Genomic DNA, 21,469 nt, shown 5'->3' with positions numbered 1-21,469 from the left:
TTTCCGTTTTACTAATAAACCAATTCTTATGAAAAAAATAATCGCAGTTTTGTTTGTGGCTTTTTCCCTAAATTCTTTTGGGCAAAGCGAAACTAAATTTGAAAAAATTGACAGCCTTTTGACTTATTTAGCTTCCAATAATAAGTTTATGGGATCGATCGCCATTCAAGAAAGTGACAAAGTTGTTTTTGAAAAAAACTATGGTTTTGCAGATGTCAAGAATAAAATCAAGGCCGATGCTTTGACTCGATATAAGATTGGTTCGATTACCAAAATGTTTACTTCGGCGGTGATTTTTCAATTGGTGGACGAAAAAAAATTGACGCTTGACACCAAACTTTCAAAGTTTTTTCCTTCGATAAAAAATTCTGAAAATATTTCCATTGAAAATTTATTGGAACATTCAAGCGGGATTTATAGTTTTACTAATGATGCCGATTATAAGGAATATGCAAAACTTCCGAAAACTCGTGCAGAACTAATGAAGAAAATCAAAGCCGGAAATCCGGTTTTTGAACCAGGCGAAAGTGCCGAATATAGCAATTCAAATTTTGTTTTATTAGGTTGGATTATTGAAGATTTGACCAAGAAAACTTACGCAGAAAATATTAAATCCAGAATTATCCAGAAAGCCGGCTTGAAAAACACAGGTTTTGCTTCTGAAATAAAAAACGAGGCGATTTCTTATCATTCGAACGGAAAAACTTGGGAACAAGCTGAAAAAGAAGACATGTCGATTCCGGGTGGTGCGGGCGCTATTTTATCAAATGCTTCTGATTTGACGAAGTTCATAAACGCTTTATATTCTGGGAAATTGATCAGCCAACCTTCATTACTGGCGATGACAACAACTGAAAAAGGTTATGGAAAAGGAATTTTGACAATGCCTTTTGGAGAACGAAAATTCTTTGGACACACCGGTGGCATTGAAGATTTCACTTCGACTTTAGGTTATTATCCAAAGGAAAAATTCTCGATTGCTTTGCTTGATAACGGGCAAGCTTATGGAATGAATGATATTATGATTGGTGTTTTGAGTATTTATTACAAGATGCCATATCGTTTTCCAAATTTGCAGTCGGCAAATGTTGACATTGCAATTTTGAAAAAATACGAAGGAACTTATGGCGCAGCAAACTTTCCGTTAAAAATTTCTATTACCGAAGAAAACGGCGTTTTGATTTGTCAAGCGACTGGCCAGGAATCTTTTCCTTTAAATCCGTTGAGTGAAACGAAATTCAATTTTGATCCGGCTGGATTAGAATTGGTTTTTTCTCCAAATGCAATGACAATTTTGCAAGGCGGACAAGAATTTAAACTTACGAAAGAGAACTAAAAAAATTAGCCACGAATTCACGAATTTGTAATAATCAATTCGTGAATTTGTGGCTAAAAAACTTATAATTTTTTAGTAGAATCTCTTTGGCGCAATTCAGTTTTGATAACCGTTGTCGTATAAGTGTATTCTTCTTCTTTGCTTTCTAATTTTTCGATCAGCAATCTTGCCGCTTCTTCCCCAATTTCAACTCCGTGTTGGCTAATTGTAGATAAGCTTGGCGTCATTCTTCTTGACCAAACTCCGTCAGCAAAGCCAATTACTTGCAAATCTTCTGGGATTTTTATTCCTTTTTTGATTGCCAATTTCATTGCCATTGTAGAAGTATGTTCGTCTAAAGCAAAAACAGCGTCAATTTTATGTTTGTCTAAAAGCTCTTGCATTTTAAAATCAAACTCATCTGGATTGTCAGTTCTGATAATCAAGTCCTTATTTATGGGTAAGTCGTTGTCATTTAACGCTTTCACATAACCTTGCGCGCGCAATTTCCCAACGCTCAAATTATCGATTGAAGAAACTAATGCGATGTTTTTACATTTCAATTTAATCAAATGATTCACGGCACTAACCGAAGAATCAAAATCATCCACAATTACTTTGTCGCAATTTACTTCGTCAGAAATTCTGTCGAACATCACGATTGGCACGCCTTCAGAAATAGTTTCTTTAAAATGTTTGAATTCCTGCTCTTTTTGAGTTTCCTCAGAAATCGAAAGAATAAAACCGTCAATTGTTCCATTGCTCAACATATCCATCGTGTGAATTTCTTTTTTCAAAGATTCATTTGAAATGCAAGTGATCACATTATATCCTTTTTCGTTCGCCATTTTCTCAATTCCAGAAAAAACTTTGGCAAAAAACGGATTCAAAATATTTGGAATAATTACACCAATCGTTTTAGTGCTTCGATTTTTTAAGTTGATCGCAACATTGTTTGGTTTGTAATTTTTAAGCTTTGCAAATTCCTGAATTTTGATTTTTGTGGGCTCGCTAATTTCAGGACTGTTGCTCAACGCTTTAGAAACTGTTGAAACAGATACATTTAATTCTTTAGCAATTTGCTTTAAGGTCGCTTTTGGTTTCATCATTAATTGTGTAAGGAATTGTAAAGTAAGTAAAAAAATGTAAAATATTCTTAAAATTTATGTCAAAGATTTTATAAAGTGTATTTTTTTATTTTCAGAGAATCCCCGAAAACACTGCAACCAAAATCCTTGCAACATCTTATAAAACGTTGTAGTTCACAGAATTATTGACTACAAATACTAAATTGATAATCTTACAAAATTTTAACTTTAAAAAAACGTCAACAATTGCCAAGCAAAAGTTAATATGTGAATTATATAAACTTTTCTTAAAACCACTAACATAATTTTAACGTACCTATTAAAATAATGCTCTCTACCACAGAGCTAAATCAATCGAACCAATATTAATTATTAACTTTTAAATGTTAAATTATGAAAAACGTAGTAACTGTAAAAGAACAGCTTACCTCGGGAACCAACCGAAGAAGTTTTTTAAAGATCAGCGGGCTCACAATGGCGGCAACAGGTTTAATCTTGACCGGATGTAGTGACGACGATGATAGAGGTACAACTCCACCAGCTTCAAATCAATTGCCAGGTGTAAGAAATGGCGTATTTGATTTGGGCGGAGGTGATTTTGGAGTATTAACTTATGCGTATGCATTAGAACAATTGGAAGCCGATTTTTACACAAGAGTTGTAAACGGAAACACTTTTGGAACTATTTTCAATGCAGAAGAACAACAAGTGCTTTCAGATTTGTATGCACACGAAGTAATTCACAGAGAATTCTTTAAAGCTGCCTTATCTGGAGCTTTGCCAAATCCTTCTTCTCAATTGCTTCCTGCCTTAGAATTTGATTATGGGACTGTTAACTTTGGCGACAGATTATCAGTTTTGAATACTGCAAAAACCCTTGAAGACACAGGAGTTGCTGCATATAATGGAGCAGGAAGATTGATCACAAGTGGCGATTATCTTTTATTGGCTGGAAAAATTGTTTCTGTTGAAGCAAGACACGCATCAGCAATTAGAAGTTTATTGAATCCTGATTCAAAAGATTTTGCAGGTGATGACGTTGTTAGCGCATCAAATGGTCTTGATCAAGCAAAAACTCCGGCACAAATTATTGCTGCAGCAGGAGGATTTTTTGAAACTCCATTCACAGCACAATTCTTAGTTTAATCTCCAACCTCAAAATTTAGAAATTATGAACATATTAAAATTTTTAGAGTCTTTCACAAATGATAATTTGATGAATGCGAACGGCTCAAGAAGAGATAGTTTTGGTCAATTCGGAAACATCGGAAAAAATATGGCATTGGCATCAATTCCTTTTGGATTAGCTGGCTTGTCAAGTAAATCTTATGCACAAGTTGCTCCAACACCAAGCACGCCAGTTGGCGCATTGCAACTTGCTTTAACACTAGAATATCTTGAAGACGAATTCTACCAAATGGGATTGGAATCAGGTGTAATTCCAACAGGCGGTAGAGATGAAAAAGTTTTCATGCAAATTGCACAACACGAAGCTGATCACGTAGAGTTTTTAATCTCAGGATTAGGAGCTAATTCAATTCCAAAGCCAACTTTTGACTTTACAGTAGGCGGTGCGTTTGACCCATTTAATGCAACAGGAATCGGGCAAGCAGCTGCATACCAACAATTTTTAGCATTAGCGCAAGCTTTTGAAGACACTGGAGTTAGAGCATATAAAGGTCAAGCCGGAAATTTAATTTCTACGCCAGATTTATTAACTGCAGCATTGCAAATTCACTCTGTGGAAGCAAGACACGCATCTGAAGTAAGAAGATTGCGCGGTTTAAAAGGATGGATTGTAGGAAACCAAAGAGGCGCTGGAATGCCAGACGCTACTCAAGCAGTATATAACGGTGAGGAAAATGTGATGCAAGCCGGATTTAACACAAGTACTGTAACAAATTCAATGGGACCAGCAATTCCAGGATTAGCAGGATCAGAATCTTTTGACGAACCATTGACAACACAACAATCTGTTGACATTGCAAGTTTATTTATTGTTTCGTAAATTTTAAAATTACGAAATTCAAAAAAATCATCTGAATGTATTTTCAGGTGATTTTTTTCGTTTATAAATGTGCGCAAGACGTAAATTTAAATTTCTGAAAATTTATGCTTAAATTCGCACACTTCTTTTTTAAAAAATCTTTCTGATAATCAACACTTAAAATAATCTTTTATAGGTGTTTGCATTTAAAATAATTTATTGTACTTTTGCACTCCCTTTATTGGGAATGGAATGTTTAATTAAAAATTTATTATGGACGCATTAAGCTACAAGACACAATCAGCAAGCAAAGCCACTGTTACAAAAGAGTGGATCGTTGTTGATGCTGACGGTCATAACTTAGGACGTCTTGCTTCAAAAGTCGCAATGATTTTAAGAGGTAAGTACAAACCAAGTTACACACCACACGTGGACTGTGGAGATAACGTAATTGTTATCAACGCAGAAAAAATCAACCTTACAGGTACAAAAATGGACGACAAAATTTACATGCGTCACACAGGTTACCCAGGAGGTCAAAGAACTTTGACTGCTAAAGTATTACAGGCGAAAAACCCTGCATCTTTGGTAGAAAAAGCTGTAAAAGGGATGTTACCTAAAAACAAATTAGGAGCACAACTTTTCAGAAATTTAAATGTTGTTGTAGGTACTGAGCACAAACAAGAAGCTCAAAAACCTAAAACTGTTAACCTTAACGATCTTAAGTAATGGCTACAATTCACAAAATCGGTAGAAGAAAAACTGCTGTTGCTCGTGTTTATGTTACAGAAGGAACTGGAAACATCACAGTAAACAAAAAAGAATTTACAACTTACTTCCCGACTGCAACTTTACAGTACAAAGTTTTACAACCTCTTACAATGACAGAGAATGTATCAAACTTTGACGTAAAAGTAAACGTTTATGGAGGAGGTTCAACTGGTCAAGCAGAAGCTGTGAGAATGGCACTTGCAAGAGTAATGTGCGAAGTTGGCGAAGGCAACAGAGCTATCTTAAAACCAGAAGGTTTATTAACAAGAGATCCAAGAATGGTTGAACGTAAGAAATTCGGTCAGAAAAAAGCTCGTAAGAGATTCCAATTCTCTAAACGTTAATATTACCGTCTTGTTCATAGTGAACAAGACATCGTTCATTTATTATTTAAAAACAATGTTGTTGTTCCTGTCGAGGCAGGAAATTAGTTTAGCATCTAAATGAAGCCTAAAGCCTAAAGCTTACTGCTTAAAGCCCAAAAGGAACATTGCTAATTCAACAGAACGTAAACTATTACATTAAAATGGCAAACAAAGTAGAAGTTAAAGAATTACTAGAAGCAGGTGTTCACTTTGGACACATGACTAGAAAATGGGATCCAAACATGGCTCCTTACATCTATATGGAGCGTAATGGAATTCACATTATCAATCTATATAAAACTGCAGCTAAGATCGAAGAAGCTAACGAAGCTATGAAAAAGATCGCTGCATCAGGTAGAAAAATTTTATTCGTTGCTACCAAAAAACAAGCAAAAGATATCGTAGCTGAAAAAGCAGCTGCAGCAAACATGCCTTACATCACTGAAAGATGGCCTGGTGGAATGTTGACTAACTTTGTAACTATCAGAAAAGCTGTTAAGAAAATGGCTTCTATCGATAGAATGAAGAAAGACGGTACTTTCATGACTTTATCTAAAAAAGAACGTTTACAAGTTGATCGTCTTCGTGCAAAATTAGAGAAGAACTTAGGTTCAATCGCTGATATGTCAAGACTTCCTGCTGCATTGTTCGTAGTAGATATTAAAGCTGAACACATCGCAATTAAAGAAGCTCAAAAATTAAACATTCCAGTTTTCGCAATGGTGGATACAAATTCTGACCCAAGAGAGGTTGATTATGTAATCCCTGCAAATGATGATGCTTCAAAATCAATTGAGAAAATTTTATCTTTAGTAACTTCTGCAGTTATCGAAGGTCTTTCTGATAGAAATTCTTCTGATAACAAAGATGAACAACCAGCTGGTGAAGTTGCTGCTGCTCCAAGTGAAACAGTAGAAACTGCAACTGAAGAATAATAAATAAATTTAAAGATTGAGAGATTTAATGATTAGGTAATTATTGATTTTAGAATTAATACTACTTTTAATCCTTAAATTTTTCAATCTTTTCATCTTTAAATCAAAAAATATTATGGCAACAATTACTGCTGCAGACGTAAATAAATTAAGACAATCTACAGGTGCCGGAATGATGGACTGTAAAAAAGCTTTAGTTGAAGCTGATGGAGATTTTGATAAAGCAATCCAGATTCTTAGAGAAAAAGGACAAAAAGTTGCTGCTAACCGTTCTGACCGTGAGTCTGCTGAAGGAGCTGCTGTTTCTTTTATCAATGCAGATAACACTAAAGGAGCTATCATCACTTTAAACTGCGAAACAGATTTCGTGGGTAAAAATGAAGCTTTCGTATCTTTAGCTAAAGAATTAGTTGAAAAAGCAATCAATTTCTCTTCTAAAGAAGAATTCTTGGCTTCAGATTTCAACGGAATTACTGTTGCTGAAAAGTTAATCGAGCAAACTGGTGTTATCGGTGAGAAAATCGAAATCGGTGGTTTTGAAATTTTAGAAGGTACTTTCGTTGGATCTTATGTTCACGTAAACAAAATTGCTGCTTTAACGGCTATTTCTGCAAAAATCGAGAACGCTGAAACACTAACTAAAGATGTTTCTATGCAAGTTGCTTCTATGGGAGCTGATACTTTATCTTACAAAGATTTTGATCCTACTTTCGTAGAATCTGAACTTGCCGCTCGTATTGCAGTAATCGAAAAAGACAATGAAGAAGCAAAACGTTTAGGAAAAACATTGAAAAACGTTCCTAAATACATTTCATATTCTCAGTTAACTGAGGAAGTTTTAAAACAAGCTGAAGAAGATGCTAAAGCTGAATTGAAAGCAGAAGGTAAACCAGAACAAATTTGGGACAAAATCATTCCAGGAAAAGTGCAACGTTTCATCTCTGACAACACAACTTTAGATCAAGAAAAAGCTTTGTTAGATCAAAACTTTATCAAAGACGATAGCAAAAAAGTGGGTGATTATGTAAAAGGATTCAACGTTGAAATCACAGGTTTCAAAAGAGTTGCTTTAGGATAATCTAACTGCTTTTTAGACATATTAAAACCCAATCTTTTTTAAGATTGGGTTTTTTATTTCTACCAAATAAAAAAACCTTTAGAAATTTCTAAAGGTTTTTTAATCGGTAGCTTTACAGCGATTACTCAATCACAAACAATGCAATGCTTGCAAAGAGCGCCATAACAAATACAACTTTAAAAACGAGCCAAGACACTCTTGTTTCGTTTTCAATAATTGCAGGAATAGAATGTAGTAGTTGTTTCATCCTTAGTGGTATTGAGAATTAAAAACTTTGATTGCTTCTTAAAAAAGCATTCGTTAGCAATAGTACAAAAAAATATTTACCATAACGAAAATTTAATACAAAAAAGGTCTAATTCATGTGTTAATTAATATTGGGTATTGTATTTTCGCCATATTTGAAAGAAAAATATTATAATACAACTATTTTCTGATACCTTCGTAAACTATTTCACCTTTTACAATATTCAATCCTTTTCTCAAATCGGCATTTAATTCACAGGCTTTCTCCCAACCTAGATTTGCTATTTTCAAAACATAAGGAAGCGTGACATTCGTCAACGCCAATGTTGACGTGTAAGGAACCGCGCCCGGCATATTTGCCACGCAATAATGAACAACGTCGTCAATAATGTAAGTCGGATCTTCGTGGGTTGTAGCCTTTGTAGTTTCAAAACAGCCGCCTTGATCCACGGCAACGTCAACCAAAACAGTACCCGGATTCATATCTTTCAACATATCTCTGGTAATTAATTTCGGCGCTTTCGCTCCAGGAATTAAAACACCGCCAACTATAAGATCGTGGGTTTTAATATGCTTTCTGATCGTATATTCTGTAGATAATTCAGTAACAACGTGGCTTGGCATCACGTCATTCACATAACGAAGGCGTTTCATATTGATATCTAAAATGGTCACGTGAGCTCCAAGGCCAGCCGCCATTTTCGCCGCTTGAATCCCGACAACTCCAGCGCCAAGAATCAGCACTTTTCCCGGGGGAACACCAGGAACGCCACCCAGAAGAATTCCTCTTCCTTTAATTGGTTTTTCCAGATATTTTGCACCTTGCTGAATTGCCATTCTTCCTGCCACTTCAGACATTGGCGTCAACAAAGGCAAAGTTCCGTCTTCGTCTTCAACGGTTTCATAAGCAATGCAAATCGATTTGGACGCAATCATCGCATCCGTCAATTCTTTACTTGAAGCAAAATGAAAATAAGTGAAAATAATTTGGTTTTCCTTAATCAACGGATATTCTTCTGCAATCGGCTCCTTCACTTTCACAATCATTTCGCTCAAGGCATAAACCTGATGCATCGTCTCAAGCAAAATTGCTCCAGCATCACGATAATGACTGTCAAAAAAACCACTTCCTTCGCCGGCAGAAGTTTGCACATAAACAGTATGTTTATTTTTTACAAGCTCAAAAACTCCGGCAGGCGTCAGACCAACTCTGCTTTCATTATTTTTAATTTCTTTTGTAACCCCTATTTTCATACGGCTATGTTTTATATTTAATCAAATATACGCTATTATGCCATTCAAAATATAGGGTTAAAATTAAATTTATAATATTTTAAATCAAATTCATAAAATCATCTCGAGTAATTTCTCTCGCACCCAAGCTTTCTAAATGATCATTGTGAACTTGACAATCTAATAGTTTGTAGTTTTCTGTTTTCAATTTAGTAACCAAAAAAGAAAAAGCCACTTTTGACGCATTGGACACTTTTGAAAACATACTTTCTCCGCAGAAAATATGCCCTAAATCAATTCCGTACAAGCCTCCAACCAAAACATCGTCTTGCCAAACCTCAACTGATTTTGCGATTCCCATTTCGTGCAATTTGCAATAGGCTTCAATCATATCATTGGTAATCCAAGTTCCTTTCTGACCATCTCTTTTAATGGAACTGCAATTGGAAATGACTTCTCGAAAATTTTGATTGAAAGTAATTCTGAAAATATTTCGGTTCAAGATATTTCGCATACTTTTTGACACCACAAATTCTTCCGGAAAAACCACCATTCTATATTCTGGCGCCCACCATAAAATTGGCTCGTCATCTTCAAACCATGGAAAAATTCCGCTTTTATAAGCAAGCAACAACCGTTCAGGAGACAAGTCACCTCCAACGGCCAAAATCCCATCGTCATTCGCTTCTTCAACTGGCGGAAAATATAATTCTTTTCTAATAAAATACATTTCAATAAAATTTCAATTATCTCACAGAGCTTTACAAAATTACCAAAACATGGCTTATTTTAATTTGCGAAAAAACTTTGCTTCTTTGCGTTAAAATATCCGAACTAAACATAAAAAAACCGCAAAGAATAATTCCTGCGGTTTATAATTTATTTCTTCAAAAAACTAGAAAGGCAAATCGTCGTGCTCTTCGTCTTTAAAGCTTGGAGCTGGCTCGAAAGCTTCTTTTGCTGGCATTGGAGGAACTTGTCCTTGTGGCGCGTCAGCTTGCAATTTCTCTATTCTCCAACCTTGAATACTGTTGAAATATTTTGTTTCTCCTTGTGGATTTGTCCATTCTCTACCTCTTAAATTGATAGAAACTTTCACAGGCTCACCCACTCTATAATTGTTCAACAAATCACATTTATCTTGAGTAAACTCAATCATAATGTGTTGCGGATATTGCTCTTCTGTAGTAACAACCAATTCTCTTTTTTTGAACGCCGCGCTAACCTGCTGTTCTGCGTTAATCACTTTTACTTTACCTGAAACTTCCATAATTTTCTTAATTAATTTTCGTTATTTATATGGCTTGTAACACTACAGCCCTTTCATTATTTCCACTCTGACAGAAGCATTTTCCAAGCAGAAATCACTTCGTTGTTGTCAAGATATTCTTTTGCTTTCAAATGCACTTTTTCTTGGTCATCAGAACTCAAAACGCCTTTGACCGCAAAATTTTCTTTTACAAAGATAGCAACTTCTTCGGTTGTAGGCAATGCTTCTACGTTTCCTAATTTACCCAAATCATTTCCGTCAAAAACACTACTTTCTCTAACGAATTTCGGAATAGCATCAACTCCAATCCCTAATGTCGTCAAGGGCTTTTCAACTTCAAACAATCCTTCGTTGGAACGAGAATACCAATTTCCTCCAAGTCTTGAAACCAAATCAATTTTATGCTGGTCAATGCCTCCGTTTTCATCCAAAACACTTTCATCAATGTGCATTTTAATTACTTCGCAGATGATTAAGTTGCCAGCACCGCCTTCGGTTCCAAGGCTGATAATCTGCTGAATTTTACACTCAAATTGCACCGGAGATTCTTTCACTCGAAATGGTTTTACCGAATCAGAAGGAATAGCTGTGAAGCCTGATTTTACAAATTCATTTACGCCGTCAGCATATTCTGTACTCGATAGCGAAGTTTGTTGCACCATATCATAACTCACCACATTAATCACGACTTCGCCGGTTGCGCGAGCATTTATTAGCGTATGTTTAATCGTATTATCACGCACGCGTCGCGATGGCGAAAAGACCAAAATCGGCGGATTAGCACTAAAAAGATTAAAAAAACTAAAAGGCGACAAATTTGGGTTTCCGTTTTCATCAACCGTGCTGGCAAAAGCAATCGGCCTTGGACCCACAGAACCTTGAAGATAACCTTGTAATTTTGCTGTCGAAATTTCTTTCGGCTCGATACTAATCATAGATTTTTGCGTTTAAACAAAAGTAATAAATTGAAATAAGAATTTAGTATTTAACGATTAGAAACAGTTTCAAATTTTCAGCTTATTTCTTTTCCTTATATTTATACCTCAAAATAAAGTTTATGCAGTTTTCTGAAAAAAGAAATGTCACCCGATGGATTATCATCGTAATCTCTTTTATAATTGTAACATTAATCCTTTGGAACACTTATACGTTTTTTCAAATTTTCAAAAAAGAGGAAAGACAAAAAATGGAAATCTGGGCTTCTTCGCTCAAAACACTCAATATGGCTGATTTGGAAAACGATGACATCGAGCTTCCAAGACAGATAATGGACAAAAATACCACAATACCAATTGTTTTGACAGATCAAAATGGAACAGTTATGGGAATGCGGAATATTGCCGATGAAATTGCTAATGATTCAATAAAATCACAAGAATTTTTTAAGCATTTCAAAAATGAAAATATTCCAATAAAGATTGAGTTTTTACCGGGCGAATTTCGATATATTTATTTTGGGAACTCTCAACTTTTAAACAACTTGAAATATTATCCAATTGCACTTTTCTTGATTTTACTACTTTTCGGATTATTGATTTTTAACTTTTATCGCGCCAGCAGAATGGCAACTCAAAACAAGCTTTGGGCAGGAATGGCAAAGGAAACCGCGCATCAAATTGGCACGCCACTTTCGTCATTACTAGGTTGGATTGAGATTATGAAAACCGATGACGTCGATGAAACCACGGTAACCGAGATCGAAAAAGACATTGTCAGATTGCAAACTATTGCCGATCGTTTTTCAAAAATTGGTTCAGAACCTGTTTTGGAACAACGCGATATTATTAAGGAAACAGAAGAATCTTACGACTATTTAAAATCAAGGTTTTCGAAACAAATTGATTTTACGTTTAAAGCGCCTCAACACCCGATTTTAGTTTTAGTAAACCCAATTTTACACAGCTGGACCGTTGAAAATCTAGTCAAAAACGCCATCGATGCCATGAAAGGACGCGGAAAACTTTCGATTGAGATTGAGGAAGACGCTAAATTTGTAAAAATAAAAGTAAAAGATTCTGGAAAAGGAATTCCGAAGAATCAATTCAAACGAATTTTCGAGCCTGGATTTACCACCAAAAAACGCGGTTGGGGACTTGGATTGTCATTAACCAAACGAATTGTAGAAGAATATCATGACGGAAAAATCAAGGTTTATTCGTCAGAAATAAACAAAGGAACCTGCATAATTGTAAGTTTTAATAAAAAATGATTATTTATAAATAATTTGGTTATATATTTATATAACTATAACCAAATAAAATAAATTATGGATTTTTTGTACTTTTTGTTAATTGGAGCGATTTCGGGCTGGCTAGCCGGTCAAATTTGGAAAGGAGCAGGATTTGGAATTATCGGCAATATTATCGTCGGAATTATCGGAGGATTTGTTGGCGGATGGCTTGCTGGAAAATTTGGAATCGGTGGAGGTGGTTTGCTTTGGCAAATTATCATCGCCGTTGCAGGAGCATGGTTACTGCTCTTGATAATCAGTTTAATTAAAAAACAATAAAAAAAGGGGCTGAAAAATCAGCCCCTTTTTTATAAATTTCGTTTAATATTTTCTGCTAATTCTTCAAATTCCTCCTTAGACAATTTTACTTTATTCTGAAAGCGCATCTCGTCCATTTCATTCAACGGAATCAAGTGTACGTGCGCATGCGGCACTTCCAAACCAATTACCGCCATTCCCACTCTTTTGCAAGGGACCGCTTTTTCTAAAGCTTTTGAAACTTTCCTCGAAAATTGCATCAAACCTAAATACTGCGCTTCTTCCATATCAAAAATCTTGTCGATTTCTTGTTTCGGAATACAAAGCGTATGGCCTTTCGCATTTGGATTTACATCTAAAAATGCCAAGTAATTTTCGTCTTCAGTAATTTTATAAGCAGGAATTTCTCCGTTGATTATTTTTGTAAAAATAGAAGCCATCGTTAATTTTTTGATTTGGATAACCGTTTAATCGATTAAACGAAAAACGATTAAACGGTTAAACTTTACTCTCTTGTTATTTCTAAAACCTCAAATTTCAAAACACCATTTGGCACCGTGATTTCAGCAATTTCACCCACAGATTTTCCAAGCAAACCTTTACCAATTGGCGAAGTCACCGAAATTTTCCCTGATTTTAAATCCGCTTCACTTTCCGCCACCAAAGTATAAGTCATTTCCATACCATTAGTTTGGTTTTTGATCTTCACTTTTGACAGAACTAATGCTTTTGACAAATCTAATTGCGACTCATCAATTAAACGTGCATTGGCATACACTTCTTCCATTTTAGAAATTCTCATTTCTAACAAACCTTGCGCTTCTTTTGCCGCGTCATATTCTGCATTTTCAGACAAATCACCTTTATCTCTCGCCTCTGCAATATCTTGTGAAGCCTTTGGACGATCGATATTTTTCAAGTGATCCAATTCCTCTTTCAACTTTTTTAATCCTTCTGCGGTATAATAAGATACGTTACTCATAATTTCATCGTTTATATAAATAGAAAAAATCCCATGACCACGGGATTTCTTTCCACAAAGATACTATTTTTTAGTTCAATTTAAATTTATACGCTGTTCGTATATAAAACCAAAGTTAATTAAATTAAATTTGTTTCTACAAATTAAACCTCGAAATTTTTAAAATGAAAAAGATTATAACCCTATTCGTTGCCATAATCGCAATATTGAGCTGTTCAGACGACGATGTTCGAATCAGAAACCAATTTTTACCAAGTTATAGCGTGAACGTCGAAGTAAACCTAAACCTTCCGTTGTACAGCGATTTAAATTATGCCGGAAACGCCGTTTTAATCAATCAAGGAAACGCCGGAATCAACGGAATTATACTTTTTAACACCGGTTCTGGATTTTTAGCTTGGGAAGCAACTTGCCCAAATCAAATTCCAACAACCTGTTCGCGACTAGAATTTTCAGAACCAATTGCAACTTGTCCGTGTGATGATGTTGAATACTCTTTATTTACAGGCCTTCCAACGGTTACAATGCAATACGGACTTTTGCAATACCGCACCGAAGTTAACGGAAACGTCGTTCGCATTTACAATTAATTTTTTGGGCGTGACCCAAACAAAAAGCTAGCGCATTTTCTTTGGGTCGGGCTTTTCACTCTCAATCTTTTCCTGGCAAAAAAGCCAGAAAAAGGATTTCCGCTTCAATCCCTCACGCTCCGCAACTTGACAAATTACCTTTAGTTTTTATCAGAAAGTGAATACGGAGCATCGTTTTCCTTAGTTCCTTTTCTGGTATTCGGCTTATTTGTCATTTCAAATTCCAAGGTAGCTCCTTTCATCAAATCTTCGTGATTTAGATAATTTTCAAAAAATTCCCTGCCATTTAAAGTAGCTTTTTCAACATACTTATTCTCCGAATTATTCTCTGGCGCATTGATTTCTAATGTTTTTCCGTTGCTCAAATTAACCGTCGCTTTTTTAAACAAAGGCGCTCCCAAAACATATTGATTTGTGGCCGGCGCCACCGGATAAAACCCAAGCGCTGAAAAAACATACCACGCCGAAGTTTGCCCATTATCTTCGTCACCGCAATAACCATCTGGCGTGGGAAGATACATTCTGTTCATAATTTCCCGAGTCCAATATTGTGTTTTCCACGGCTGGCCAGCATAATTATAAAGATACGGCATGTGCTGAATCGGTTGGTTTCCGTGCGCATATTGGCCCATTCCTGCAATCTGCATTTCCCTGATTTCATGAATTACACCACCATAATACGTATCATCAAAAACCGGAGGCAATTTAAAAACGCTGTCTAATTTTTTGACAAAATTCTCTTTTCCGCCCATCAATCCAATCAGACCTTTCATATCATGAAAAACTGACCAAGTGTAATGCCAGCTGTTTCCTTCAGTAAAAGCATCGCCCCATTTAAAAGGATTAAACGGAGATTGAAATTTTCCGTCCTTATTTTTGCCACGCATCAACCCAGATGATTTGTCAAAAAGATTTTTATAATTCAAACTTCGCTTTCTGTAAATTTCTGTTTCTTTTTTGGGTTTCCCCAAAGCTTTTCCCAATTGATAAATCGCAAAATCATCGTACGCATATTCTAAAGTTCGCGCCGCATTTTCATTGATTTTCACATCATAAGGCACATAACCAAGCGTTTTGTAATAATCAACTCCGGCACGACCCACAGCAGTCATTGGTCCAGAATTATTGGCTCCTTTAATCAAAGCTTGGTACAATGTTTCAATTTCATAACCGCGGAGGCCTTTAATATAAGCATCTGAAACCACAGAAGCCGAATTATTTCCCACCATAATATTTCGAAAACCCGGACTCGCCCATTCTGGCAACCAACCGCCTTCTCTGTACGAATTAACCAAACCTTCTTGGATTTTGACATTTATTTCGGGATAAACCAAATTTAAAAACGGAAACAAACTTCTGAAAGTATCCCAAAAACCAGTATCCGTAAACATATAACCTGGCAAAACTTGTCCGTTATAAGGACTGTAATGAACCGGATTTCCTTCGGCATTAATTTCATAAAAACTTCTCGGAAACAAAACGCTTCGGTACAAACACGAATAAAAAGTGCGCATTTGGTCCACTGTTCCGCCTTCCACGCTTACTTTTCCTAACGTTTCGTTCCATTTTTGCTTCGCTTCTGATTTTACGGTTTCAAAATCTTTTCCAATAACTTCTTTCAAATTGAGTTCTGCCTGCTCTGGACTGATAAATGACGAAGCTATTCTGGCAATAATTGGCTCGCCGTCTTTTTCAATTTTAAAACTAACAACTGCTCCAACGTGCAAATCCTGAATTTCATCGCGATTTACTTGCAAGATTTGATTTGCAAAAGTGGCTTTCGACGCAAATGGTTTTTCAAATTGAATCACAAAATAATTCTTGAAATTCGCAGGAACGCCTCCGCTATTTTTGGTCGAATACCCAATTATTTTATTTTCCTCTGGAATGATTTTCACAAAAGAACCTTTGTCAAAAGCATCAATAACCACATTCGCGCTATCGGTTTTTTTAAACGTAAATCTAAAAATAGAAGCTCTTTCGGTTGGCGCAATTTCAGTGTTCATATCATAATCCGCTAGATAAACGCTATAATAATGTGACTTTGCAATCTCAGATTTATGCGAAAAATAACTCGCGCGTTCGTCTTCGTTAAATTTGACTTTACCAACGGTTGGCATAATTGAAAACTGTCCATAATCATTCATCCACGGCGAAGGTTGGTGCGTTTGTTTAAACCCGCGCATTTTTTCAGCGGTGTACGAATACATCCAGCCGTCGCCCATTTTCCCGGTTTGAGGCGACCAAAAGTTCATTCCCCAAGGCAACGCAATCGCTGGATAGGTGTTACCGTTTGACATATCAGGCTTTGACATCGTGCCTATTAACGGATTCACCCATTCCACAAAATCGGTAACTTTTCCAACTTCTTGCGCAAAACTGATGTTGGAGATAAGAATTGCAGTTAAAAGTAATTTCTTCATATTATTTACTAGGTTTTTTGTCCATGTAAAAAGTCAATTTTCCGCCGTTCATCAGCTGTTCATGCGTGATAAATTTGGAGATTTCCTTTCCGTTTAATTCTATTTTTTTGACGTACACATTTTTATCGCTTTGATTTTTGGCATCAATTTCTAGTAATTTTCCGTTTTCAAAACGCAACGTTGCTTTTTTAACCAACGGACTTCCAAGAGCGTAATCTGGCGAACCAGGCGCGACCGGATAAAAGCCCAAACTCGTGAAAATATACCAAGCGCTCATCTGTCCCGTATCATCGTTTCCGCCCAAACCGTCTGGTCCAGAATGATACATTCTTTTGATAATCATTCGCACTTTTTCTTGTGTTTTCCAAGGCTGGTTGGTCCAATTGTACAAATAAGCGACGTGGTGTGAAGGTTCGTTTCCGTGTACGTAATTGCCAATGATTCCGTCTCTTGTGATATCTTCGGTATTTGCAAAATATTTATCAGGAAGATTCATGGAAAACAATTCGTCCAAATGTTTTGAAAACTTTTCTTTCCCTCCATTTAATTCGATTAAACTTTCTGGATTATGCGGAACATACAAGCTATAATTCCAAGCATTTCCTTCGATAAAACCTTGTCCGTGCGTATCCATCGGGTCAAATTCTTTCTTAAAACTTCCGTCACTTAACTTCGGACGCATAAATCCTACGGTAGAATCAAACACATTTTTGTAATTTTCAGCACGTTTTGAATACGTTTCATAAATGTCATTTCTTCCGAATTTCTTCGCCATTTGGGCAATACACCAATCATCATAAGCGTATTCCAAAGTCTTTGAAACCGAAGCTCCGTTTTTATCTTCAGGAACATATCCCAGTTTTTTATAATATTCCAAACCGTCATAATAATCTAAATTGGAAGAAGAAATCATGGCTTCCAATGCTTTATTCGTGTCAAAATCAGCATTGTTTTTCGCGACAGCATCGGCAATCAAAGAAACCGCGTGATAACCAATCATGCACCAATTTTCATTGGCATAATGCGACCAAACCGGCAACGCTTTGTGAACGCTTTGGTCATAATGTGCCAACATCGACTTTATCATATCGGCGTTTCTTTTAGGCTGAATTACATTGAAAAGCGGATGAAGCGCGCGGTACGTATCCCAAAGTGAAAATGTGGTATAATTGGTAAAACCGTCTGCTTTGTGCACATTTTGGTCCAAGCCTTTATAGCTTCCGTCCACATCCATATAAACCGTCGGGTTGATGAAAGCGTGGTACATCGACGTATAAAAATTGATTTTATCTTCTTCGGAAATCGTTTCAACTTCAATTTTCTGCAGTTCTTTTTCCCAAAGCATTTGGCCTTCATTTTTAGTCTTTTCAAAATCCCAATGCGGAATTTCTGCTTTCATATTTTCCAAAGCTCCAGAAGTGCTTACTGGTGAAAGCGCAAATTTTATTTTTACTTTTTCGTTTTCATTGGTATCAAAATCCAAGTACATTTTCAATTTTCTACCCGCCATTTCTGGAAAGTTTTTTGATTGGTCAAATTTCCTCCAAAAACCTTTGTAAATATTTTTGTCATCATTATTTTGGAAACCATAACTTTTGAAAGGTTTAGAAACTGACATCGCAAAATAAACCGTTCTGGTTCTTCCCCAGCCTTGTGTTTGTCGGTATCCGGTAATTAAAGTGTCGTTTTCAACACGCACGAATGTCCACACATTTTTTTCGTTGTGATTGTAAATTCCGGCCATCAAATCTAAAATCACATGCGATTTTTCAGATTTTGGAAAAGTATATTGATGAAAGCCGACGCGCTGTGAAGTCGTCAATTCTGCCGTGATATTGTAATCGTCTAGTTTTACTTTGTAATAATTGGCTTCTGCAATTTCATTTTTGTGCGAATATGCCGAACGATAGCCTTTTGCGTGATTTGTTGCCGTTCCCGGATTTAGAAATAATTCACCAGTTGTTGGCATAATCAAGAAATCGCCCAAATCAGAATGTCCGGTTCCGCTGAAATGCGTGTGGCTAAAACCGGTTATAGTCTTGTCTTCATATTGATATCCGGCGCAATATTCATAGACTTTTCCGTTGTATTTTCCGTCTAATTCGTAGGAAATTGTATCAGTATCCGGACTCAATTGCACCGAACCAAACGGAACTGTCGCTCCCGGAAAAGTGTGTCCCATTCTTTCCGTTCCAATCAAAGGCCGGATGTATTTGAAGTTTTGTGTTTTTTGAGCTATCGAAAATAAAGGCAATAATGCGATTGAAAGCAAGAATTTGTGTCTCATCTGAAATGAATTGTAGTTTTGGGAAATCGATTGCCTAAAGATATTACAATAAAATAGAAATAAAAAAGCTTGACAGAATGTGGTACTTCTGCCAAGCCTTTCGGGGAAATTAAAAAACTAACTTTAAAATTTTAAGGTCAATCCGGCCAAGAAATTGATTCCGGCTTGCGGATAATAGCCTGCGCCTTCAATTGTGCTCACGCTTCCGGGATTTGAGAAATCGTCATCATAAGTATAAAAATATCCGTTTGATTCATATTTATAGTCAAAAATATTGTTCACCAAACCTGAAATAATTATTGATTTAAAAATAGAATTCGTCTTGATTTCATACGAAACATTCAAATCGCTAACCGTGTAACTTTCTAATTTTGAACCCTCTGAATCAATATTTCCCATATATTGGTCGCCGACAAATTTTGTCAAAAGCGAAACCTGCATATTTTTTATAGGAAGAAAAGTGATTGCGTTTCCAAAAATTAAATTTGGTGAAAAAGCGATATCTGTGTTTCCTAAATTCTGCAAAACGCCATCTCTTTGGAAATAAAAATCTTCGTTTTTGTTCGAACTTACAGTTACATTCGGACGCAAAATTAATTTTTCTGTAACCAAAAGTGTCGCGTCAATTTCCAAACCTAATCGATAACTATTTCCTGAATTTTGACGAATCGGCGCGCCCACATCGTTCAAAGCTCCGGTTAAAACCAACTGATCCTTGTAACGCATGAAATATCCGTTGATGTTCAATTTGGTTTTTGGCGTGTTGTATCTCCAACCTAATTCAAAATCGTTCAGCTTTTCAGGCTTTGGATTTCCGCCCTCATAATCGCTTCGGTTTGGCTCGCGATTTGCTCGTGCGTAAGAGAAGTAAATGTCGTTTGTTTCATTCACGATGTACGTGATTCCTGCTTTTGGATTAAAAAAATTGAAATTATCATCCACCAAACCGGTTTCATTTCCGTTGGCTTTATACGTCACATTTCGGTATTGCAAATCTCCAAAGAGACTGAAATGTTCGTTGATTCTCGCATTCGCTTTTGCAAAAAAGTTAGCATCTGTTTTGGTTGAAAAATCATTATAATATTCTAAATCATATTCTGGAAGAACCACGCTTCTGGTCCAAAGCACGTTTCCGCGGTGTTTTCCTTCATATTTATTTAAGCCTCCGCCAAGAATAAAATCGATAGTATCTGTTTTGTAATTTGCAGAAAAAGTGGTTCCGTAAAAATCATTGTCCAGCCATTTTCTTCGGATTAAATCACTTTCGGTAACTTCTTCTCCGTCAATAATTTGAGGCGCAATTCCATATTCTGACAAATCTTCTCCTTGCTTATAATTTTCATAGTAACCCAAACCTCTTGTGTAATGAAACGCTAAGTTCGTGCTCCAGTTATCGCCCCATTTTTCATTCCAATGCAATTGATAATGGTCTTGGTCATAATTATCGGTTTCATTGTCATAAAAACGCAGGTTTCCTTCGTCGTCATAATATTCTCCCGAAACGTTGTAAGTTCTGTCATTTGCCAGTTTTTCTGGGTCTTCAAGTCCGTTCCAAGCTTGGTACGTTTTTTCTTTTCCACCAAAAACCAAAGCCTTGATTAAAGTCGTTTTCCCAACATAAGTTCCTTGGAAAAAGTAAGATTTCAAGTCAGATTCTGCTCTGTCGATATAACCGTCAGATTTGATATTGGAAACTCTTCCGGCTAATTCAAAATGGTCATTCATCAAGCCTGTGCTGAATTTTACCGTATGTTTTCTAGTATTAAAGCTTCCGAAGGAATTCGAAATTTCTCCGTTAGATTCCAAAGCATACGAATCCGTAAGCAAATTTAAGCTGGCGCCAAAAGCTCCCGCACCGTTCGTGGACGTCCCGACACCGCGCTGTAACTGCATACTTTGAACCGAAGAAGTGAAATCTGGCATATTTACCCAAAACGTTCCTTGCGATTCTGAATCATTGTACGGAATTCCGTTCAGCGTAATATTCACGCGTCGCGAATCTGAACCACGCACCGAAATCGCCGAGTAACCGATGCCATTTCCAGCATCAGAAGTCGTGACAACCGATGGCAAATAATTCAGCAACGCCGGAATGTCTTGGCCTAAATTTCTGGATTCTAAATCTTTTTTGGTAATGTTGGTAAAAGTCACTGGAGTCTGCGCTGTGACACGAACGGCGGACACCAAAACTTCATCTAAAGCGGTAACTTTTGTGGTGTCAAGCACTTTTTCTTCTTGGGCAAAAAGGGAAACGGAAGAAAATAATGTGATGGTAAAAATGGTTTTTGCAGTAAAAAATCCCGATCGTTCAGGACTCTTTCGGCAAAGAGGAAATTGTTTGAATAAAGGTTTCATTCGTAAAAATTTTACGAAATAAAAGGGGTAATTATTCTGTTGTTAAAATTAAAATT

At 36.3% G+C, this 21,469-nt stretch carries 21 protein-coding genes; 10 read left to right on the top strand and 11 right to left on the bottom strand.

Annotated features, from left to right (window positions below; translation table 11 throughout):
- Positions 1-28: 28 nt before the first annotated feature.
- A complete protein-coding gene (locus tag ACFPVY_RS11515; protein ID WP_379792160.1) occupies positions 29-1,336 on the top strand; it encodes a serine hydrolase domain-containing protein in 1,308 nt (435 codons plus the stop codon).
- Positions 1,337-1,398: 62 nt separating this feature from the next.
- Here the strand turns inward: ACFPVY_RS11515 and ACFPVY_RS11510 are convergent, their stop codons facing one another.
- The gene (locus ACFPVY_RS11510) at positions 1,399-2,421 is read right to left on the bottom strand and encodes a LacI family DNA-binding transcriptional regulator (protein WP_379792252.1); all 1,023 of its coding nucleotides are present in this window, start codon (positions 2,419-2,421) and stop codon (positions 1,399-1,401) included.
- 375 nt (positions 2,422-2,796) lie between these two features.
- On the opposite strand from ACFPVY_RS11510, the gene ACFPVY_RS11505 reads away from it, so the two are divergent.
- From ACFPVY_RS11505 to tsf, 6 genes are all read left to right on the top strand, one after another.
- Positions 2,797-3,549 (top strand): ferritin-like domain-containing protein, encoded by a 753-nt coding sequence (locus ACFPVY_RS11505; protein WP_379792159.1) that lies wholly within the window; start codon positions 2,797-2,799, stop codon positions 3,547-3,549.
- Positions 3,550-3,574: 25 nt separating this feature from the next.
- On the top strand, positions 3,575-4,411 hold the full coding sequence (locus tag ACFPVY_RS11500; protein WP_379792158.1) for a ferritin-like domain-containing protein: 837 nt from the start codon (positions 3,575-3,577) through the stop codon (positions 4,409-4,411).
- A gap of 252 nt (positions 4,412-4,663) precedes the next feature.
- Positions 4,664-5,119: a 50S ribosomal protein L13 gene (rplM, locus tag ACFPVY_RS11495; RefSeq protein WP_379792157.1), complete on the top strand. Its 456-nt coding sequence runs from the start codon at positions 4,664-4,666 to the stop codon at positions 5,117-5,119.
- Complete coding sequence (rpsI, locus tag ACFPVY_RS11490) at positions 5,119-5,505, top strand: 30S ribosomal protein S9 (protein WP_379792156.1); 387 nt, start codon at positions 5,119-5,121, stop codon at positions 5,503-5,505. Before rplM ends, rpsI begins: the two co-directional genes overlap by 1 nt.
- A 182-nt stretch (positions 5,506-5,687) precedes the next feature.
- The gene (gene rpsB, locus ACFPVY_RS11485) at positions 5,688-6,461 is read left to right on the top strand and encodes a 30S ribosomal protein S2 (RefSeq protein ID WP_379792250.1); all 774 of its coding nucleotides are present in this window, start codon (positions 5,688-5,690) and stop codon (positions 6,459-6,461) included.
- A gap of 115 nt (positions 6,462-6,576) precedes the next feature.
- The gene (gene tsf / locus ACFPVY_RS11480; protein WP_379792155.1) at positions 6,577-7,539 is read left to right on the top strand and encodes a translation elongation factor Ts; all 963 of its coding nucleotides are present in this window, start codon (positions 6,577-6,579) and stop codon (positions 7,537-7,539) included.
- Positions 7,540-7,660: 121 nt separating this feature from the next.
- Here the strand turns inward: tsf and ACFPVY_RS11475 are convergent, their stop codons facing one another.
- The 5 genes from ACFPVY_RS11475 to ACFPVY_RS11455 all read right to left on the bottom strand — a co-directional run bounded on the left by ACFPVY_RS11475 (position 7,661) and on the right by ACFPVY_RS11455 (position 11,223).
- Positions 7,661-7,786 (bottom strand): hypothetical protein, encoded by a 126-nt coding sequence (locus tag ACFPVY_RS11475; RefSeq protein ID WP_379792154.1) that lies wholly within the window; start codon positions 7,784-7,786, stop codon positions 7,661-7,663.
- A 179-nt stretch (positions 7,787-7,965) separates the two neighbouring features.
- Positions 7,966-9,039, bottom strand: coding sequence for an alanine dehydrogenase (gene ald / locus ACFPVY_RS11470; protein ID WP_379792153.1), 1,074 nt, complete (start codon positions 9,037-9,039; stop codon positions 7,966-7,968).
- Positions 9,040-9,118: 79 nt separating this feature from the next.
- Complete coding sequence (gene aat / locus ACFPVY_RS11465; protein ID WP_379792152.1) at positions 9,119-9,748, bottom strand: leucyl/phenylalanyl-tRNA--protein transferase; 630 nt, start codon at positions 9,746-9,748, stop codon at positions 9,119-9,121.
- Positions 9,749-9,913: 165 nt separating this feature from the next.
- Positions 9,914-10,288, bottom strand: a complete 375-nt coding sequence (locus ACFPVY_RS11460; RefSeq protein WP_379792151.1) for a DUF3127 domain-containing protein — start codon at positions 10,286-10,288, stop codon at positions 9,914-9,916.
- 56 nt (positions 10,289-10,344) lie between these two features.
- Entirely contained in the window at positions 10,345-11,223 is an 879-nt protein-coding gene (locus ACFPVY_RS11455) for a flavin reductase family protein (protein ID WP_379792150.1), read from the bottom strand.
- Positions 11,224-11,345: 122 nt separating this feature from the next.
- Here ACFPVY_RS11455 and ACFPVY_RS11450 point away from each other — a divergent pair, with 122 nt between their 5' ends.
- The gene (locus tag ACFPVY_RS11450; protein ID WP_379792149.1) at positions 11,346-12,497 is read left to right on the top strand and encodes a sensor histidine kinase; all 1,152 of its coding nucleotides are present in this window, start codon (positions 11,346-11,348) and stop codon (positions 12,495-12,497) included.
- Between the two features lie 57 nt (positions 12,498-12,554).
- Positions 12,555-12,797: a GlsB/YeaQ/YmgE family stress response membrane protein gene (locus ACFPVY_RS11445; protein ID WP_379792148.1), complete on the top strand. Its 243-nt coding sequence runs from the start codon at positions 12,555-12,557 to the stop codon at positions 12,795-12,797.
- 29 nt (positions 12,798-12,826) lie between these two features.
- On the opposite strand, the gene ACFPVY_RS11440 is transcribed toward ACFPVY_RS11445, so the two are convergent.
- The gene (locus ACFPVY_RS11440) at positions 12,827-13,216 is read right to left on the bottom strand and encodes an HIT family protein (protein WP_379792146.1); all 390 of its coding nucleotides are present in this window, start codon (positions 13,214-13,216) and stop codon (positions 12,827-12,829) included.
- A gap of 65 nt (positions 13,217-13,281) precedes the next feature.
- The gene (gene greA, locus ACFPVY_RS11435) at positions 13,282-13,758 is read right to left on the bottom strand and encodes a transcription elongation factor GreA (protein WP_379792145.1); all 477 of its coding nucleotides are present in this window, start codon (positions 13,756-13,758) and stop codon (positions 13,282-13,284) included.
- Between the two features lie 164 nt (positions 13,759-13,922).
- Between greA and ACFPVY_RS11430 the strand changes: the two genes are divergently transcribed.
- Positions 13,923-14,348, top strand: coding sequence for a Rieske (2Fe-2S) protein (locus tag ACFPVY_RS11430; RefSeq protein WP_379792144.1), 426 nt, complete (start codon positions 13,923-13,925; stop codon positions 14,346-14,348).
- Positions 14,349-14,488: 140 nt separating this feature from the next.
- Here the strand turns inward: ACFPVY_RS11430 and ACFPVY_RS11425 are convergent, their stop codons facing one another.
- The 3 genes from ACFPVY_RS11425 to ACFPVY_RS11415 all read right to left on the bottom strand — a co-directional run bounded on the left by ACFPVY_RS11425 (position 14,489) and on the right by ACFPVY_RS11415 (position 21,413).
- Positions 14,489-16,771 (bottom strand): GH92 family glycosyl hydrolase, encoded by a 2,283-nt coding sequence (locus ACFPVY_RS11425; RefSeq protein WP_379792143.1) that lies wholly within the window; start codon positions 16,769-16,771, stop codon positions 14,489-14,491.
- 1 nt (position 16,772) lies between these two features.
- Positions 16,773-19,058, bottom strand: coding sequence for a GH92 family glycosyl hydrolase (locus tag ACFPVY_RS11420; protein WP_379792142.1), 2,286 nt, complete (start codon positions 19,056-19,058; stop codon positions 16,773-16,775).
- A 123-nt stretch (positions 19,059-19,181) separates the two neighbouring features.
- Complete coding sequence (locus tag ACFPVY_RS11415) at positions 19,182-21,413, bottom strand: TonB-dependent receptor (RefSeq protein ID WP_379792141.1); 2,232 nt, start codon at positions 21,411-21,413, stop codon at positions 19,182-19,184.
- Positions 21,414-21,469: the final 56 nt, after the last annotated feature.

This window comes from Flavobacterium qiangtangense, assembly GCF_042658345.1.
Taxonomy (GTDB): Bacteria; Bacteroidota; Bacteroidia; order Flavobacteriales; family Flavobacteriaceae; genus Flavobacterium; species Flavobacterium qiangtangense.
This window is presented reverse-complemented; position numbering and strand designations above follow the sequence as displayed.

Bases quoted from the DNA above. Each gene is read 5' to 3' on its own strand.
- ACFPVY_RS11420 (WP_379792142.1), bottom strand. From the start codon at position 19,058: ATGAGACACAAATTCTTGCTTTCAATCGCATTATTGCCTTTATTTTCG.
- rpsB (WP_379792250.1), top strand. From the start codon at position 5,688: ATGGCAAACAAAGTAGAAGTTAAAGAATTACTAGAAGCAGGTGTTCAC.
- ACFPVY_RS11455 (WP_379792150.1), bottom strand. From the start codon at position 11,223: ATGATTAGTATCGAGCCGAAAGAAATTTCGACAGCAAAATTACAAGGT.
- tsf (WP_379792155.1), top strand. From the start codon at position 6,577: ATGGCAACAATTACTGCTGCAGACGTAAATAAATTAAGACAATCTACA.
- ACFPVY_RS11500 (WP_379792158.1), top strand. From the start codon at position 3,575: ATGAACATATTAAAATTTTTAGAGTCTTTCACAAATGATAATTTGATG.
- ACFPVY_RS11510 (WP_379792252.1), bottom strand. From the start codon at position 2,421: ATGAAACCAAAAGCGACCTTAAAGCAAATTGCTAAAGAATTAAATGTA.
- ACFPVY_RS11415 (WP_379792141.1), bottom strand. From the start codon at position 21,413: ATGAAACCTTTATTCAAACAATTTCCTCTTTGCCGAAAGAGTCCTGAA.
- ald (WP_379792153.1), bottom strand. From the start codon at position 9,039: ATGAAAATAGGGGTTACAAAAGAAATTAAAAATAATGAAAGCAGAGTT.
- ACFPVY_RS11460 (WP_379792151.1), bottom strand. From the start codon at position 10,288: ATGGAAGTTTCAGGTAAAGTAAAAGTGATTAACGCAGAACAGCAGGTT.
- ACFPVY_RS11450 (WP_379792149.1), top strand. From the start codon at position 11,346: ATGCAGTTTTCTGAAAAAAGAAATGTCACCCGATGGATTATCATCGTA.
- greA (WP_379792145.1), bottom strand. From the start codon at position 13,758: ATGAGTAACGTATCTTATTATACCGCAGAAGGATTAAAAAAGTTGAAA.
- ACFPVY_RS11505 (WP_379792159.1), top strand. From the start codon at position 2,797: ATGAAAAACGTAGTAACTGTAAAAGAACAGCTTACCTCGGGAACCAAC.
- ACFPVY_RS11425 (WP_379792143.1), bottom strand. From the start codon at position 16,771: ATGAAGAAATTACTTTTAACTGCAATTCTTATCTCCAACATCAGTTTT.
- ACFPVY_RS11440 (WP_379792146.1), bottom strand. From the start codon at position 13,216: ATGGCTTCTATTTTTACAAAAATAATCAACGGAGAAATTCCTGCTTAT.
- ACFPVY_RS11515 (WP_379792160.1), top strand. From the start codon at position 29: ATGAAAAAAATAATCGCAGTTTTGTTTGTGGCTTTTTCCCTAAATTCT.
- ACFPVY_RS11475 (WP_379792154.1), bottom strand. From the start codon at position 7,786: ATGAAACAACTACTACATTCTATTCCTGCAATTATTGAAAACGAAACA.
- ACFPVY_RS11445 (WP_379792148.1), top strand. From the start codon at position 12,555: ATGGATTTTTTGTACTTTTTGTTAATTGGAGCGATTTCGGGCTGGCTA.
- aat (WP_379792152.1), bottom strand. From the start codon at position 9,748: ATGTATTTTATTAGAAAAGAATTATATTTTCCGCCAGTTGAAGAAGCG.
- rplM (WP_379792157.1), top strand. From the start codon at position 4,664: ATGGACGCATTAAGCTACAAGACACAATCAGCAAGCAAAGCCACTGTT.
- ACFPVY_RS11430 (WP_379792144.1), top strand. From the start codon at position 13,923: ATGAAAAAGATTATAACCCTATTCGTTGCCATAATCGCAATATTGAGC.
- rpsI (WP_379792156.1), top strand. From the start codon at position 5,119: ATGGCTACAATTCACAAAATCGGTAGAAGAAAAACTGCTGTTGCTCGT.